Below are 14,880 nucleotides of genomic sequence, written 5' to 3' on the forward strand. Positions count from 1 at the left end.
GTTTAGCAATGCCGGCAACCAACAGCGGTAAAGTTAGGATCATCGGGGGACAGTGGAAGCGCACCAACATCCCCGTTTTGAATGCCGACGGTCTCAGGCCTACCGGAGATCGGCAGCGCGAAACGCTCTTCAACTGGCTGAGCTTTCTTCTCGGAGACTTCGAGGGCCGCAGCGCATTAGACATGTTCGGAGGCTCCGGCGCCCTGTCATTTGAATTCTTAAGCCGCGGCGGCAGCCGTGCCGTTTTATGCGAGATGAACCGCCGTGCCGCTCAGTTCATCAAACAAACCGCCGAAAAGCTCGATGCCGAGGGTCTCACGATTATTGTCGGCAACTCGCTGACAGATCCCCGCGTCTCGGAACTTTCTCCTTATGACCTAGCCTTTATTGACCCGCCTTTTGCGGCTGACCTTCAGCTCAAAGCATTGAAACGCTGTGTACCGATGCTCGCCTCGGACGGACTTATATATGTCGAGTCGCCTCAGGAAATTTCCGATGAAATTCTGACTTCTCTGTCTCTTACCGCCGCACGCCGTCTCAAAGCCGGTGCCAGCCGCATGCTTTTGGCCCAAAAAACTGAGAATCCGTCATGATTACTGCAACCTACCCCGGAACGTTCGATCCCCTGACTAACGGACACTTAGACCTGATTCGTCGGGCCTGCTGGATTTTTCCGAAGCTCATTGTTGCAGTGGCGGAAAGCAAAAGAAAACATACGCTCTTTACTTTGGAAGAGCGCGTTCAGATGGCCAAAGAAGCCGTCAAAGGATTCCCGAACGTTGAAGTAGTAGGGTTCGAAGGGCTTTTGGTTGACTTCGTCCGCCGTCACGGCTCAACCTGCATCGTCCGCGGGGCCCGCGCCGTCAGCGATTTTGAATACGAATTCCAGATGGCCGGAATGAACCAAAAACTCATGCCGGAAGTTGAAACGATCTTCCTCACGCCGGCGGAACAATTTCAGTTCATCAGCGGAACATTTGTCCGAGAGATCGCCATGATGGGCGGCGATGTCAGCGGATTTGTGCCCCAAAACATTCGCGCCGCCCTGGAAAGAAAGCGTATCGAACTTAAGCAAACCTCTCTTTAATGAGTTCTGCACACCTCCGTGCTGCCTGCTCGCGTTCTGCCAGTACTTTGGGATCGGTTTCTCTTCTTCGCGGACTCCAGTAGCTGTCCGGGAACGCGGCATCGTCCGGGAAACGCGGAATCAGGTGCCAATGCAGGTGCGGCACCATCGTTCCGAACTGCGCCCAGTTAACTTTCTCAGGATGCATTGCCTCGATAACGGCCTCTTCCAATCGCGTCAGGGCATCCCACATAACCAGCCGGTCCCCGGGATCCAGATCGGAAACTTCCTTCAGATGGTCCTGCCAAATCAGCCGGAAGTAGCCCGGAAACTCAGGGTCGTCTACCCGAATAATGCGGAACTTATCGTTCTCGACAATGACGTGCTCGCCTTCGGGAGCACAAAGGGGGCAGTTTTGCGTCATAACAATACCTTTTCAATTCCGCCGTCTTTCAGCTTGTTCACCGTCTCGTAGAGCCAATTGTCACCGTACTTCGATCTCATCATTTCGACAACGAGGAACTCGGCGGTTGTATGTGTCGCCTCAGAATAACGGTTCATACCCTGCAGGCATCCCGGGCAAGCCGTCAGTACTTTGATCTTGCCTGAGAAGCGATCTGTCTTGAGCTTCTCTGCGGCTTGGTTCAGGCTCAGTTCTTTAGCCGTTCTCACCTGGCTTGCAATATCCGGTCGAGAAACCGCAAACGTACCGCTTTCTCCGCAGCACCGTTCGGACAATTCCACCTTAGAGCCGTCCTTGGGATGAATCAGGCGGTTGACCGTCTCAATAGGCACACCTTCTTTGAGCGGTGTGTGGCAGGGATCGTGGTAGATGTAGCGAGTGTTGTAGGCGCCGTTTACGCTAATGCCTTTTTCCGCCAGATAGTCGTGGATATCCATCACGCGGCAGCCCGGGAAAATAGATTCAAAGTTGTATTCCCTCAGCTGATGCAGACAGGTGCCGCAGCTTACCAGTACGGTGGAGATGTCAGCATAGTTCAGCGTATTGGCTACACGGTGGAAAAGCACGCGGTTACGCGTCACGATATCATCACCCTTTTTGCTCAGCCCGTTGCCTTTCTGCGGGTGCCCGCAGCAACGGTAGCCCGGAGGAAGGACAACCTGCACGCCCATGTCATAGAGCATTCCCAACACGGCAATAGAAACCTGGCTGAACAGCTTTTCATTGCCGCAGCCGGGGAAATAAAACACCGATTCTCTTCCGGACTTGGGACTGGCGATCTCCTTATTCTTGATCACCGGGATATAGGTGGATTCTTCAATGTCAAGCAGACGGCGAGCCGTAGTATGAACCTTGTCCTCAGGCAGCTTCCGGTTTACTAGGTGGATGACTTCCTCTCTCAGAGTCGGTCGTCCTGTACTGAATCCGGGATGTTTCAGACTCTTCGCTGCCGTGAATTTCAGCGCATCCGCTGCAATTCGCTGCGCCTTAAAACCGTATTCCACCATGCCTTTGCGCATGGCACGAACAGCCAGGGGATTCTCCAGCTCGAGGAACTTCAGTCCGGCCGCTTTCGCCGGGTCAAAACGTTCTTTGCCCTGGCCATGCAGCATGTCTCTCATCAGCATGGTGACGTGACCGAAGTCAATCTTCACCGGACACGGTTTCTGGCATTTCTGACAAATCGTGCAGTGGTCGGAAACGTCTCCGAACTCAGTGAAATGTTTCAGCGAAACACCGCGGCGCGTCTGTTCTTCATAAAGGAAGGCTTCCAGAAGAAGTGACGTTGCGATGACCTTGTTTCTCGGCGAGTAAAGCAAGTTGGCATTCGGAACATGTGTGGTGCAGACAGGCTTACACTTGCCGCAGCGAAGGCAGGTCTTAATCTCGTCGGCAATCTGCTTTGCTTCGCTCTTCTGCATGATCAGTGATTCATGCCCCAACAGATTGAAGCTGGGTGTATAGGCAATCGATAAATTCGCCTCGGGACGAAGTTTTCCGCGGTTGAATCGGCCGTGCGGATCAACTTCGTCTAAATATCGATAGAACTCATCAAACTGCCCCGGCTCGACAAACGAAATCTTGGTCATACCGATACCATGCTCGCCGGAGATTGCACCGCCTAACTTCTTAGCGACTTCCATGACATAAGCCACACCTTCGTTAGCCGTCTTAATCATCTCGACGTTGTCGGAGTTCACCGGAATATTGGTATGAACATTGCCGTCTCCGGCATGCATATGAAGCGCAATAAAGACTCGGCCTCTCAGCACACGATCGTGAATTTTCACGATCTCGCTTCTCACCGCTTCAAAGGCATCGCCTGCGTAGATGTCATTGAGTTCGCGGAGAACTTCTTTCTTCCATGAAATCCGCAGGTAGTGGTTCTGAACCAAGTCCAGCAGCGTTAAATCATCGAGATTCTCAGGCAGCTTCGATTCACAGCGGCGTCCGAGCTGTTCAAGGGCTTCAAGAGCCTCTTTAGCCGGCGTGTGAAGATGATTGAGGACGTACTCCCATTCGTCATGAACTTTTCTCAACAGCGCCATCGCAAGCGGCAGCTTTTGCGCCAGAAGCTCTTTCTCGGTGTAGCCTTCCGACGAAACGGCAAGCTTGCCGAGTTTGATCGGGCCGCCCAAGTAAGTAGCCACGGCGTTGAGCATCTCAAGCTTATTGCGGATGGAACAGCAGATATTGAAAAGTTCGCAGGCATCGGTGTATTCGCCGATCTTGTCCAGCGGAATCACGACGTCTTCATTCAGTTTAAAGGCGTTGGTATGCTTCGAGATCGCTGACGTCTTGGAGCGCTCGGCCCAGTATTGGTGACGGGCTTCGGGTGTCTTGGCCACAAACGTATCGCCGTTGCCGGCAATCGCGATCTTCTTCACTTCCTCGATGTACTTAGAAATCGTCGCATCATCGTTGCCGATGATGTCTCCGACAATCACCATCTTAGGATAAATTCCCCGGCCGCTCTTCGGCGCGTAGTTAATCGCATGCAGGTAACGGTCATCCAAGTGTTCCAAGCCGGCAAGCATGACGCCCTCTGGATGGGAGTCAAAGAGCTGAGAGATTTGGTAGATCGCTGGACCGGCGTTACCGGCGGCGCCGTAAAACTCAAGACAAACGGTCTGAGTGCATGCCGGCATCTTGTGAAGAATGAAGCGAGCCGAAGTAATAATGCCGTCGCACCCTTCTTTCTGCAGACCGGGTAGACCGCCCAAATACTTGTTCGTCACATCCTTGCCCAGACCCGGCGTCCTGAACTTGGGACCTTTGAGTCGGAAGGTCTTTTTACGGATGATCGGGGCTTTCTCGGGCGATTTATTACCTTGTTTCCACACTGCCTCAAATACGACGTCTTCCTGCAGATGGATTTTGCCGAGGTTGTGGTTCACGCGCGTGACTTCCAGCCAGTTTCCGTCCGGGTCCACCATTCGGTACCAATAGACGTTATCGACCGTCGTACCCCACAAAACCGCTTTCTTGCCGCCGGCATTCTCAGCGATGTTGCCGCCGATCGTACAGGCATAGTTGGAGTTCGGATCAACAGAGAAAACCCAGCCTTCTGACGCGGCCTTTTCCGCAACCTTCTTATTCACCGAACCGGCGCCGGCCTCAATCGTAGCCACTTCTTTGTCGAGCCCTTCAAGCTTGCGCATCTCTACATCCGAAATACGGTTCAGCTTTTCGGTATTGATTACGGCCGAGCGAGAGTGCAGAGGCACGGCTCCGCCGGTATAACCGGTACCGCCCCCGCGGGGAATAATTACAAAATCAAGATCGATCAGCGCCTTAACGATGCCCGGTACCTCATCCTCGGAGTCCGGATAAATGACCACAAAAGGATATTCCACACGCCAGTCGGTTGCGTCCGTCACATGGCTGGATCGAGAAAAACCGTCGAAACGAATGTTGTCGGCACGAGTGTGCTTCTTCAGCTTTTTGAGAACCAGCCGGCGAAGATCCCAGGAGCGCTCAAAGGAGCCCTTGAACTTTTCAATCATCACCAGCGCAGTCTCCATCAAAGCTGCGACTTTTCGGGCCGAAACTTCATCGAGCGTCGGAAGCTGCTCGCGAATCGAATTAATTCGGTGGTAGAGCGCTTCAATCAGAAGATCACGTCGTTTCTTATTGAACAGCATGTCTTCCTGCAGGTAGGGATTTCTTTGAATCACCCAAACATCGCCCAATACTTCATAAAGCATTCGGGCGGATCGTCCCGGCTTACCCGACACGCGAAGTTCGTTTAACAGCTGCCAGGCCTCTTTGCCAAGCAGCCGCGTCACAATATCCTTATCCGCAAACGAGGTGTAGTTATAAGGAATCTCTCTTAAACGATTTTGCAGTTCAATCTTTTCGGCCATGGTTCTTCGTTGGTATCGGCTTACGGCTGGTTATCAGAATCTACATTGTGCAAGATTTTTTCTTCCAAGTAATAAACCTAACTCGTCTTTTTCAATTTCAGTGGGATCCGGTGGTATGTTTAAAGAATCTTCAACCACTTTTCACATCCCAGTCGACATGTTAGAGCAAGAATACCTTCGACGAATCCTCAAAGCCCATGTTTACGATGTGGCTAAAGAAACGCCGCTGCATCAGGCAAAACTCCTCTCTGCACGTACCGAGAACAAAATCCTTTTAAAGCGCGAAGACCTCCAGAGCGTCTTCAGTTTCAAGCTGAGAGGCGCCTATAACAAGATGGCAAACCTCACGCCGGAAGAACGCGCCCGCGGCGTGATTGCTGCAAGCGCCGGAAACCACGCTCAGGGCGTTGCCCTGGCCGCCAGCAAACTCGGCTGCCGTGCTGTCATCGTGATGCCGATTACGGCGCCGGCCCTCAAAATCAACACAGTCCGCAGATTGGGCGGCGAAGTCGTCCTCTTCGGTGAGTCCTTCAGCGACGCCGCCGCTTATGCAGAAGAGCTTCAGGTTAAAGAAGGTCTGACACCGGTGCCTCCTTTCGATGACCCGGACGTCATTGCAGGTCAAGGCACTGTGGGTATGGAAATTATTCGTCAGGCCCAAAACGCTAACGGCAATATCGATGCAATTTTTGTTCCCGTCGGAGGGGGCGGACTGCTTGCCGGTGTTGCCGTTTACGTTAAAGCGCTCTATCCCAATATCAAGGTCTTCGGCGTCCAAACTTATGATTCGGACAGCATGAATCAGTCTCTTAAAAACGGAGAAAGAACGTTAGTCCCCGATGTCGGCCTTTTCTCCGACGGCACGGCAGTTAAGCTCGTCGGCAAAGAGACTTATGAGCTTTGCAAGAATTTTGTCGACGGCATCGTGTTGGTCGATACGGATGAAGTCTGCGCCGCAATCAAAGATGTTTTCCAAGATACAAGAAGCATCCTTGAACCTGCCGGCGCCCTTTCCGTTGCCGGCATCAAGCACTACATCAAACAAAACGGCTGCAAGAACCAGACGTTTGTCGGTGTTCTGTCCGGCGCCAATATGAACTTTGACCGTCTGCGCTTCGTCGCGGAACGTGCCGAACTCGGTGAGCATCGTGAAGTCCTTTTCGCAGTCACGATCCCGGAAAAGAAGAACTCCTTCCGTTCGCTAATTTCGCTGCTCGGCAGCCGCAACATCACCGAGTTCAACTATCGTATTTCGGATGCGGCCGACGCTCAAATCTTCGTCGGTATTCAGACCGAACATCGAAGCGAGGCTGCGGAAATCAAGAAGCTGTTTGAAGACCAAGGCCTTCCCGCACTGGATATCACGGAAAATGAACTCGCTAAAACGCACCTGCGCTACATGGTGGGCGGCCACTCAAAATTAGCGACCGACGAGCGCGTTTTCCGTTTCGAGTTCCCGGAAAGACCCGGAGCTCTGTTCAAGTTCCTTAACTCTTCCGGAGCCAACTGGAATATTTCTATGTTCCATTATCGGAATCAGGGCGCTGACTACGGTCGAATTCTGGCCGGACTGCAGGTCCCCGAAGAAGACTATGGACGCTTTGACGAATTCCTGAAGAACCTCGGGTATTCCTACGTTGAAGAAACGAATAATCCCGCTTATAAACTGTTCTTAGGATAGTAGAAGGAGAATGAAGCGGAGACCGCTCCGCTTCCCGCAGCGGACTGAATATGAGCCTGACAAATAAGGAAAACGTAGACAGAGTCATGCAGGGGCTTCCGCCGGAAGCACGCGCGGCTTTAAATGTCATGTCGCAGATGCAGCAAAGACCGCCGGAGGATGTTCTTCGCGATGAGATCAAGAACTACATCGAAGGCCGCCTCCCGAGAATTGACATCGAAGGTGCTATCAAAGCGCTGCAGTCTCGTTCGTATCAAGCGGGCTACATCATCGGTTCGCTTCGGAAATTTGCCCGAAACTGGAATCGGGAATAGAAAAACTTAGGTTCACTCCAAAGAAAAACGCCGGCGATCCGGCGTTTTTCTTTATGTCTAGCTTTAAGCCTTAATCCACAATGTGGATTTCTCCGTTTTCTTCGGCAAAGTGGAGGTCGTATTTCTTCTTACCGTTAACTTCCTCGACCCAAACCGCCACGGGTTCTTCTTCCTCGAGGTTTGCGTTAATGAAGCGCTCGGCTTCCAAACGGGTTGCGAAGTTTTCGCAGCCGCTCGGATACTCCACAATGATTTGGGTAACAACGTCTCTTCTCATCCCATCACTCCTCATACTGCGAAATCAAATACGCCACCGATGCCGTCTGTTTCTTGCAGTATTCAATATGCAGCGACTCGTTGGGGCCATGTGCGTTGGAGTTCGGTCCTAAGGCTCCTGACACCATAAACTGAGCATGGGGCCATTTCTCGGAGAAGAGCTTCACCAGAGGAATGGAGGCTCCCAACCCCATGTAGGCAGGCTTATTTCCCCAGTACGCTTCAGAGGCCTTCTCGAAGGCTTTAGAAATCCACTGGGCCGACGCTTTGGCGGACCAGCCGTTGCTCGCTACCGTAGGAACATATTTCACATCGGCATTAAAAGGCGGTTCGGCCGTGATGATTTCTTCCAGCGCTGCCGAAGCCTTTTCGGCGTCCACATCGGGAGGAAGTCTCATGCCGATTTTCACGGTCGTAAAGGGACGCATCACATTGCCGGCATTTTCAACAGACGGCATGCCGTCTACGCCCGTGACTGTTAATTCCGGGCGCCAGCTGCGGTTAAGCAGCGCCTCGCAGGCGTCTTTTGTGAGCGGTTCGGTCTTCCCGTGCCACGGATAGGCCGCAAAAATACGGTCGCCCAGGCTCTCTGCCACGCCTACGTTCTGTTTGTGGATTTCCTCACTGATCTTGGTCTGGAAAACCTTCGGAATAATTTCACCGGTTCTGCTGTCTTCGATACGATCCAGCAGACGGCGGACAATCATGAAACTTTCCGGAACAATTCCGCTCGCCTCTCCGGAATGCACGCCGACATTCAGGGTCCGAACTTCTATCGTGCCCCCGAGCATACCTCTGAGCGATGAAGTCACCCACAGTCTGTCGTAGTCGCCGCAGCAGCTGTCCAAAGCGATCACCAGTCCGATATCGCCGAGCTTCTGTTCGGCTTCTTTCAAATAAGACTCATAGTGGCGCGAGGAAGATTCTTCACAGGTTTCAAACAAACCGACACAGCGCGGATGCGGGATTTCTAATGTCTGCAGCACCTTCACTGCGGCCAGAGACGTGTAAAAGGCATAACCATCGTCAACAGCACCGCGTCCGTACAGACGGCCGTTTTGAATGACGGGCTCCCAGGCACTTTTATCCGGGTCCCAGCCTTCGTTGGGCGGCTGTTTGTCCAAGTGCCCGTAGAAGAATACTGAGCGCTCGAACTTTTTATCCGAGGTTGCATCTACCTCAATGAAGAGACACGGAGTGAATCCGTCGTCTTTAATAATTTCGCAGCGAAGGCCTTTGATGCCTTGTTTCTCAGCCCAAGCCTTTGCTTCCTCAAGAGCTTTCAGAAGAACGCCGTTTTCTTCCCATTTTTTATCAAAATCGGGCGAAAGCGCCGGAAGTCTGATAAATGATTTGAGCGCTTCCTCAACCGAAGTGTCCCACTCCCGAGTCACTTCGTTATAAATTTTCTTCAGCATGAACTCTATTCCTTCAAAGTAAACGCTTTGATGTTCAACGCATCTCGAATAATCGCCACAGCAGATTTAGCCTGCTGTTCGGTCATGGACTTACCGGCAACGACTTTGTACAAGCCGTTTGTCGAGCGGATGCTCACGTCGGAGCCTATTTTATCGCCGAGGGTTTCGATGAAACGCTTCTTCAGAGCAATAGCATTAGCTTCAGAACGGAACACCCCAAGCTGCACGGCATAGTTGCCCTGAGGAACTACGCCGGAACCTTTGAGCTTTTGTTTCTCGTCGGAAGCCTGCTCTCTAATGGAGTGAATGACCTCCTCGCGAATCTCATTTTCGAAAGTCCCCAGCGTCGTCGTACTGTCCGCCCCGGCAACCGTATATACGCCTTCGGGAATCAAATGACGGTCGGAGCTGGGCACTGCGGCTTTTTCAATTTCAACCTTATCCGCAGTAACCGGAGAGGGGCTTTCCATCAAGTTGCCGCTTTGCGTGGCCAAGGCTTCTATCAGCGCTTCTCCCGGATCTTTGCGTTCTCCGACCGGAGAAGAAGTCTCCTTCTTGTCCTTTGGGATTGCCGCCAGGACCGTCGTTAACAGCGGACTTCCTTTCTTCCATTTGCCGGAAGCAATCTGCGCTCTGGTAATTCGTTCAACTTTGACGCGTGCGGTCCCCTTTCCCGCGTAGCCCAGCTTTGTCGCTGCGGCGTACGACAGGTCAATGACACGGCTGTGCAGGAACGGCCCGCGGTCGTTGACGCGCACAATCACGGACTTTCCGTTTTCTAGATTAGTTACTCGTGCGTAACTCGGAAGCTCCATCGTCGTGTGTGCCGCGGACATTTCGTACATGTTGTAGATTTCGCCCGTGGAAGTCTTTTTGCCGTGGAACTGTTTTCCGTACCAAGAGCCGTAACCGACCTGAGTCAGCGGTTTATCTCCGGTCATGGGCACATACCGCTTTCCCATTACCGTATACGGTCGGTTGGTCGAAGCGATCGGTTTTTCAACTTTAGGCACGGCATCTGCACGACTCATCCCGAAGGTCTCCCATTCTTTGGGAGGACCGTCTCGATCGTAGTATTTACCGCTGTTTTTCTGCGTTCCGCAGCCGCTTGCAAGCAGTACACACACGGCCGCTGCGCACACCCCGAGGATTCTTACATTCATAAGATCTCTAAGTTGTTTTTAATTCAATTAAGAACGGTAATCGTCGCCGTACAAAGAAACTTTGATGCGCCGCTGTGCTGAGATTTTCATCAGCAGTCCGCAGCAGATTCCGAGAATCAGCAATGCCGTTCCGCCGTAACTCATGAATGGCAGCGGAACCCCCACAACCGGGAGAATACCGCTCACCATTCCCATATTCACGAAGGAATAAATGAGGAAGATCGTTGCAATCGCGCAAGCCAAGAGACGTTCAAAAACGGTGTTGGCCACGGACGCGATGTACAGCGCTCTCATAATCAAAAGAGTGTAAAGGCCTAAGAGACAGATGTCTCCGAAAAATCCGAATTCCTCGGAAAAAACAGCAAATAAGAAGTCACTCGTTCTCTCGGGAATGAAATCCAAATGCGCTTGGGTACCGTTCATCCAGCCTTTCCCGGTCATTCCGCCGGAACCGATGGCAATGATCGCCTGCAAAGTGTGGAACCCGGCGCCGAGCGGATCGGAGCTCGGGTCCAAAAGCGTGAGCACGCGCTGACGCTGGTAGTCGTAAAGCGAATTCCAAACAATCGGCAAAGCGACCAGAACGCCGGAAATCAACAGCAGCAAGAATTTCCAGCTTAAGCCGGCAAAGAAAATCACTGCGAATCCGGAAGCCAGCACCAGAATAGAAGTACCTAAGTCCGGCTGCTTCAAAATTAAGGCGACGGGGAGCGCCAGCATCACAAAGGCCACCAAATAGTCCCACCATTTGAGCACACCTTCCTGGGCGGTCAGCCGGATCTGGAAATACCATGCAATCAGCAGAGGAGTCGCCAGCTTCATAATCTCGGACGGCTGGATTCGGATCACGCCGATATCAAGCCACCGGGTCGCGCCCTTCGTATTGACCCCGAAAAGCAGCGTAGCGACCAAAAGCACCAACCCGACGATATACGCCGGTACAGCTAGGTTTCTTGTCCATTTGAGCGGCATCGTCGCAAAAAGCATCATCGCTGCCCCTGCAGCTGCAAGATTGCGGATTTGACCGTCAATTCGCCAAGGGAAACTGTAGCCGGCCGAATAAAGTGCCACAAAACCCCACGCACTCAGGATCAGTACGATCACCATTAAAGGCCAGTCAATCGACCAGATGATCCCGAGCAATCCTTTGAGGATACGGATGTGGAAAGGTTCACGTGTATGTGCGTTCATTCTTTATTCCCTTTTACCGTACCCGAGGCGGCAGCCTGAGGTTTATCTGCCGGCTTTACCGCTTTTTTGACTGCTGCCGTGCTGCGAGCCTTGGTCTGCTGACTCTTTTCTTTTCCGGCCTCCTCAGTAACGCCTTTATTCTTATTCTGTTCGATCAAGTAGTAATCCAAAACTTTCCGCGCCAGCGGTGCCGCAGCTGCTGCACCGAAGCCTCCGTTCTCAACCATAATCGCGAGCGCAATCTTAGGCTTATCAACCGGAGCAAAGGCAATAAACAAGGAGTGGTCGCGATGGCGCTCTTTAATTTTGTTTTTGTTGTACGTTTCGCCCTGCTTAATGCCGAGCACCTGAGCAGTTCCCGTCTTGCCGCCGACTGTATAGGGAGCGCCTGCAAAAATTGCTCTGCCGGTTCCCTTTTGAGTCACATCCTGCATGGCCCGCTTAATAAAGTTCACGTTTTCTTTCTTCAGAGGGATCACATCGACCGGATCCTTCGCCACGATCTCTTCTTCGCCGGTCTTTGAATTAATAATCTTCTTGACCAGATGAGGCTTCATCACGATGCCGTCATTGGCCAGAGTAGCCACGGCGTGCGCAAGCTGGAGAATCGTAAATGCGTTATAGCCCTGTCCGATACCGATGGAAATCGTGTCTCCCTGCGCCCAGCGCTGCTTAAACCGTCTTTGTTTCCATTCTCGGGACGGGAGAATGCCTCGAGCCTCGCCGACTAAGTCGATGCCCGTGATCTGCCCGAATCCGAAAGGCTTCATGAAATCATGGATTCGGTCAATGCCCATGTCCTGGGCCAGCGAGTAGTAATACACGTCAGAAGAAACAACGATCGACCGATGCATGTCGACCGGACCATATCCGCGGCCCCGGGTGGAGTCTCGGAACACGTGGTTTCCGAGCTGGAAATGACCGTTGTCGTTAATCACGCGTTTGGGATCACGAACTTTCATTTCCAGCGCCGCCAAGGCCATGAAAGGCTTGAACGTCGATCCGATCGGATACGTTCCGCGAAGCGCACGGTTCATGAGCGGCTTGTCTTCGTCCTGATTAAGACTGTCCCAAGTTTCCTGGTCAATGCCGTCGACAAAAAGGTTCGGATCGAAGCTCGGGTTTGAAACAAATGCCAGAACGTCTCCGGTAGCCGGTTCAATCGCAATCACCGTACCGCGCCGATCGCCGAGCTCTTTCATGATCTCGCGCTGCAGTCCCATGTCCAGCGTCAGCACAAGGTTGTTGCCGCTTTGGGGCTGCGTCATCGATAAAGATCGGATCGGGCGGCCGGAAGCGCGTACCTCGATTTGCTCGAATCCGGGCTTGCCGTGCAGTACGTCTTCGTACGAAAGCTCAATACCCGTTTTGCCGATATTGAGTGTCCCCGTGTAATCGTTTCCTCGGCCGCTCTCTTCAAGTCTTGTCTGATCTCGCTGAGAGATTCGTCCGATGTAGCCGACGACATGTGCCGCATCCTTTCCTGCAGGATAAAAGCGATGCATGCGAGATCGCACCTCAACACCCGGGAAGCGCCAAGACTGAGCGGTAAACCTCGCAACTTCTTCGTCGGTCAGACCGCTTTTAACCGGAACCGGACTCAGGCGCGGCAGCTCGTCCTTAAGGCGGTTGAATCTGCGGATATCTCCCTTAGAAATAGAGATAACCTTCTGGAGCTCTTTAATTGTTTGGTTAAAGTTAGGCGTCTTGGCCGGCGTGATTTCCAAGGTGTAAATCGGATCATTCGTGGCTAAAACTTCCCCGTTTTTATCCATGATGATGCCGCGGCGCGGAGGATGGGCCGTCTCCGTCTTGCGGTTGGCCTCGGCCTTCGTCACAAGCTCGTCGTACTGGAAAATCTGCAAATAGGCAAAGCGGCTGGCGAGAATTAAATAAAGCAGGATCGTCACGAACAGAAAAAACCAGCATCTGCGCGTGAACTGCTTTCTAAATTTTTGCTCCAGCTCGAGATTGCGTCGTTCCATAGTGCGCATTAAGCCCCGTAATTAGGAACCCATCGGCGCGCGAGGAGCCAGCACCACGCCGGCCAAAATACGACACTCAGCAAACCTTGAGCAAAAACAGACCATGGCCCGAAACCGTTTCCAAAGCAGAACGCTTCAATCGTCAGAAGAATCGCGGGAATATAGAAAATAGGAATCAAGGAGATGGACTGCGCAATGCTGCTTAACCAGCTCAGGCGCACGCTCATCAATTCCGTAAAGAAAACTACCATGCAGTAGGTAAGCGCATGCTGTCCGAACACTGCTCCTGTATCTGCGTCGGTCAGCAGACCGAAAAGAAATGCCAGCCAGTAATAGATGCGCTGCGGCTGATGGATCGTCCAGAAAACCAGAGTCAGAACCAAAAAGCTCGGAAAATACGGTAAATGCGACAGCGGAAGCAGATCCAGGCACCAAGAAAGAATCAAGGTGCCGTATACCCACCAGCCTGATGCAAAAGCGGGGTCATAGAAAGATTTGTTCGGGCGGCGACTTTTAAAACCCTTAGAGAACTCACTCATCGCTTGGGCTTCCTTCTAACCTGACCGTCGCCGGCATTCTCTTCCTCTTCATCCAGATCCGGCAATTCGACCTTCGTATCCACGTAGAGGACAAGAACGTATTCGCTCGTGCCGATAGATTTGGGAGAAGAAACGGTCACATCAATGTAACTGCCGGAGTCGCCCGGTTCTACTTTTGTCACGACGCCTACCGGAATCCCTTTGGGATAGATGCCGTCAAGACCGGACGTAACCACCTTTTCGCCAACCTTAATTTTGTCGGAGAACGGAAGATCGCGGCTCTGAAGCGTCGTTCCGTCCCCGCTGCCGCGGACAATCCCGCGAACGTGCGAAGTCGTGAAGAGGACCGGAACTTCCTGATTTTTATCCTGGATCAGCTGGACTTGACTGGAGTTGGGAGCCACATGAATGAGCTGACCGGCCAAACCGGCTTCTGTGACGACAGGCATCCCGACCTCAAGACCGTCGTTGGATCCGCCGTCAATTTGATAGCGCTGAGTAAAGCCGTCAGAAAGCGCGCGGCGAACTTCAAACATTCCTGTTTTAGCCGTGTACAGCGTTTTTTGCTGGAGCATCTCTTTCAAAACGCGATTCTCTTCGCTCAAGGTGCTCATGCGGTAGCGCTGCATCTCGCTTTCGGCAAGACGCTTCTTCAGCTCTTCGTTTTGGGCGATTAGGGAAGATTTGGAACGCAGGTAGCTGTCTGCAAAATCGACGCCGCGCGCAGGAGAGGCAACGCCGTTGTGAATCCAGTCTGAAACCCAGGCAAAACCGGAGCGCACCGGCTCCATCACCTGCATTTGATGGTCGACAACCATCATCAACACCGAGATCGCGACAAAGAAACCGAAGCTCGTGAACGAAGAAGCGCGGGGCGCATTAAATTTCAGGTGTTTTGACGGCCCGACCATACCTTTT

13 protein-coding genes are annotated in these 14,880 nt (G+C 52.5%); 4 read left to right on the forward strand and 9 right to left on the reverse strand.

Annotated features, from left to right (window positions below; translation table 11 throughout):
* Positions 1–8 precede the first annotated feature (8 nt).
* Positions 9–593 (forward strand): 16S rRNA (guanine(966)-N(2))-methyltransferase RsmD, encoded by a 585-nt coding sequence (rsmD, locus tag HMPREF9439_RS01550; protein WP_008810268.1) that lies wholly within the window; start codon positions 9–11, stop codon positions 591–593.
* Positions 590–1,087 carry a pantetheine-phosphate adenylyltransferase gene (coaD, locus tag HMPREF9439_RS01555; protein WP_008863442.1) on the forward strand — a complete coding sequence of 166 codons (498 nt, stop codon included), beginning with the start codon at positions 590–592 and terminating at the stop codon, positions 1,085–1,087. Before rsmD ends, coaD begins: the two co-directional genes overlap by 4 nt.
* On the opposite strand, the gene HMPREF9439_RS01560 is transcribed toward coaD, so the two are convergent.
* Together HMPREF9439_RS01560 and HMPREF9439_RS01565 are read right to left on the reverse strand one after the other, a co-directional pair.
* Entirely contained in the window at positions 1,068–1,490 is a 423-nt protein-coding gene (locus tag HMPREF9439_RS01560) for an HIT family protein (RefSeq protein ID WP_008810270.1), read from the reverse strand. The genes coaD and HMPREF9439_RS01560 overlap by 20 nt on opposite strands.
* Positions 1,487–5,395 (reverse strand): DUF3683 domain-containing protein, encoded by a 3,909-nt coding sequence (locus HMPREF9439_RS01565; RefSeq protein WP_008810271.1) that lies wholly within the window; start codon positions 5,393–5,395, stop codon positions 1,487–1,489. Before HMPREF9439_RS01565 ends, HMPREF9439_RS01560 begins: the two co-directional genes overlap by 4 nt.
* A gap of 115 nt (positions 5,396–5,510) precedes the next feature.
* Between HMPREF9439_RS01565 and ilvA the strand changes: the two genes are divergently transcribed.
* Together ilvA and HMPREF9439_RS01575 are read left to right on the forward strand one after the other, a co-directional pair.
* A complete protein-coding gene (gene ilvA, locus HMPREF9439_RS01570; RefSeq protein ID WP_008863443.1) occupies positions 5,511–7,076 on the forward strand; it encodes a threonine ammonia-lyase, biosynthetic in 1,566 nt (521 codons plus the stop codon).
* Positions 7,077–7,126: 50 nt separating this feature from the next.
* A complete protein-coding gene (locus tag HMPREF9439_RS01575; RefSeq protein ID WP_008810273.1) occupies positions 7,127–7,390 on the forward strand; it encodes a hypothetical protein in 264 nt (87 codons plus the stop codon).
* A 70-nt stretch (positions 7,391–7,460) separates the two neighbouring features.
* Here HMPREF9439_RS01575 and HMPREF9439_RS01580 read toward each other — a convergent pair whose 3' ends face one another.
* Genes HMPREF9439_RS01580 through mreC form a run of 7 tightly spaced genes read right to left on the reverse strand, consistent with a single transcriptional unit; the run spans position 7,461 to position 14,873 of the window.
* Complete coding sequence (locus HMPREF9439_RS01580; protein ID WP_021868493.1) at positions 7,461–7,667, reverse strand: hypothetical protein; 207 nt, start codon at positions 7,665–7,667, stop codon at positions 7,461–7,463.
* A 4-nt stretch (positions 7,668–7,671) separates the two neighbouring features.
* Positions 7,672–9,084: a M20/M25/M40 family metallo-hydrolase gene (locus HMPREF9439_RS01585; RefSeq protein ID WP_008810277.1), complete on the reverse strand. Its 1,413-nt coding sequence runs from the start codon at positions 9,082–9,084 to the stop codon at positions 7,672–7,674.
* Positions 9,085–9,089: 5 nt separating this feature from the next.
* A complete protein-coding gene (locus HMPREF9439_RS13540) occupies positions 9,090–10,247 on the reverse strand; it encodes a septal ring lytic transglycosylase RlpA family protein (protein WP_008863444.1) in 1,158 nt (385 codons plus the stop codon).
* Between the two features lie 27 nt (positions 10,248–10,274).
* Positions 10,275–11,438: a rod shape-determining protein RodA gene (gene rodA / locus HMPREF9439_RS01595; protein WP_008863445.1), complete on the reverse strand. Its 1,164-nt coding sequence runs from the start codon at positions 11,436–11,438 to the stop codon at positions 10,275–10,277.
* Positions 11,435–13,432, reverse strand: coding sequence for a penicillin-binding protein 2 (gene mrdA / locus HMPREF9439_RS01600; RefSeq protein ID WP_008810280.1), 1,998 nt, complete (start codon positions 13,430–13,432; stop codon positions 11,435–11,437). The genes rodA and mrdA overlap by 4 nt, the downstream gene beginning before the upstream one ends.
* On the reverse strand, positions 13,432–13,962 hold the full coding sequence (gene mreD / locus HMPREF9439_RS01605; RefSeq protein WP_008810281.1) for a rod shape-determining protein MreD: 531 nt from the start codon (positions 13,960–13,962) through the stop codon (positions 13,432–13,434). Before mreD ends, mrdA begins: the two co-directional genes overlap by 1 nt.
* Positions 13,959–14,873, reverse strand: a complete 915-nt coding sequence (gene mreC / locus HMPREF9439_RS01610) for a rod shape-determining protein MreC (protein WP_008863446.1) — start codon at positions 14,871–14,873, stop codon at positions 13,959–13,961. The genes mreD and mreC overlap by 4 nt, the downstream gene beginning before the upstream one ends.
* Between the last annotated feature and the right edge of the window lie 7 nt (positions 14,874–14,880).

It is taken from the genome of Parasutterella excrementihominis YIT 11859 (genome assembly GCF_000205025.1).
GTDB classification, from domain to species: Bacteria; Pseudomonadota; Gammaproteobacteria; order Burkholderiales; family Burkholderiaceae_F; genus Parasutterella; species Parasutterella excrementihominis.

What these genes read in the sequence shown, in the direction of transcription:
- ilvA (WP_008863443.1), top strand. Translation starts at nt 5,511, where the DNA reads ATGTTTAAAGAATCTTCAACCACTTTTCACATCCCAGTCGACATGTTA.
- rsmD (WP_008810268.1), top strand. Translation starts at nt 9, where the DNA reads ATGCCGGCAACCAACAGCGGTAAAGTTAGGATCATCGGGGGACAGTGG.
- mreC (WP_008863446.1), bottom strand. Translation starts at nt 14,873, where the DNA reads ATGGTCGGGCCGTCAAAACACCTGAAATTTAATGCGCCCCGCGCTTCT.
- HMPREF9439_RS01580 (WP_021868493.1), bottom strand. Translation starts at nt 7,667, where the DNA reads ATGAGAAGAGACGTTGTTACCCAAATCATTGTGGAGTATCCGAGCGGC.
- HMPREF9439_RS01565 (WP_008810271.1), bottom strand. Translation starts at nt 5,395, where the DNA reads ATGGCCGAAAAGATTGAACTGCAAAATCGTTTAAGAGAGATTCCTTAT.
- HMPREF9439_RS01585 (WP_008810277.1), bottom strand. Translation starts at nt 9,084, where the DNA reads ATGCTGAAGAAAATTTATAACGAAGTGACTCGGGAGTGGGACACTTCG.
- HMPREF9439_RS01575 (WP_008810273.1), top strand. Translation starts at nt 7,127, where the DNA reads ATGAGCCTGACAAATAAGGAAAACGTAGACAGAGTCATGCAGGGGCTT.
- mreD (WP_008810281.1), bottom strand. Translation starts at nt 13,962, where the DNA reads ATGAGTGAGTTCTCTAAGGGTTTTAAAAGTCGCCGCCCGAACAAATCT.
- HMPREF9439_RS01560 (WP_008810270.1), bottom strand. Translation starts at nt 1,490, where the DNA reads ATGACGCAAAACTGCCCCCTTTGTGCTCCCGAAGGCGAGCACGTCATT.
- rodA (WP_008863445.1), bottom strand. Translation starts at nt 11,438, where the DNA reads ATGAACGCACATACACGTGAACCTTTCCACATCCGTATCCTCAAAGGA.
- coaD (WP_008863442.1), top strand. Translation starts at nt 590, where the DNA reads ATGATTACTGCAACCTACCCCGGAACGTTCGATCCCCTGACTAACGGA.
- mrdA (WP_008810280.1), bottom strand. Translation starts at nt 13,432, where the DNA reads ATGCGCACTATGGAACGACGCAATCTCGAGCTGGAGCAAAAATTTAGA.
- HMPREF9439_RS13540 (WP_008863444.1), bottom strand. Translation starts at nt 10,247, where the DNA reads ATGAATGTAAGAATCCTCGGGGTGTGCGCAGCGGCCGTGTGTGTACTG.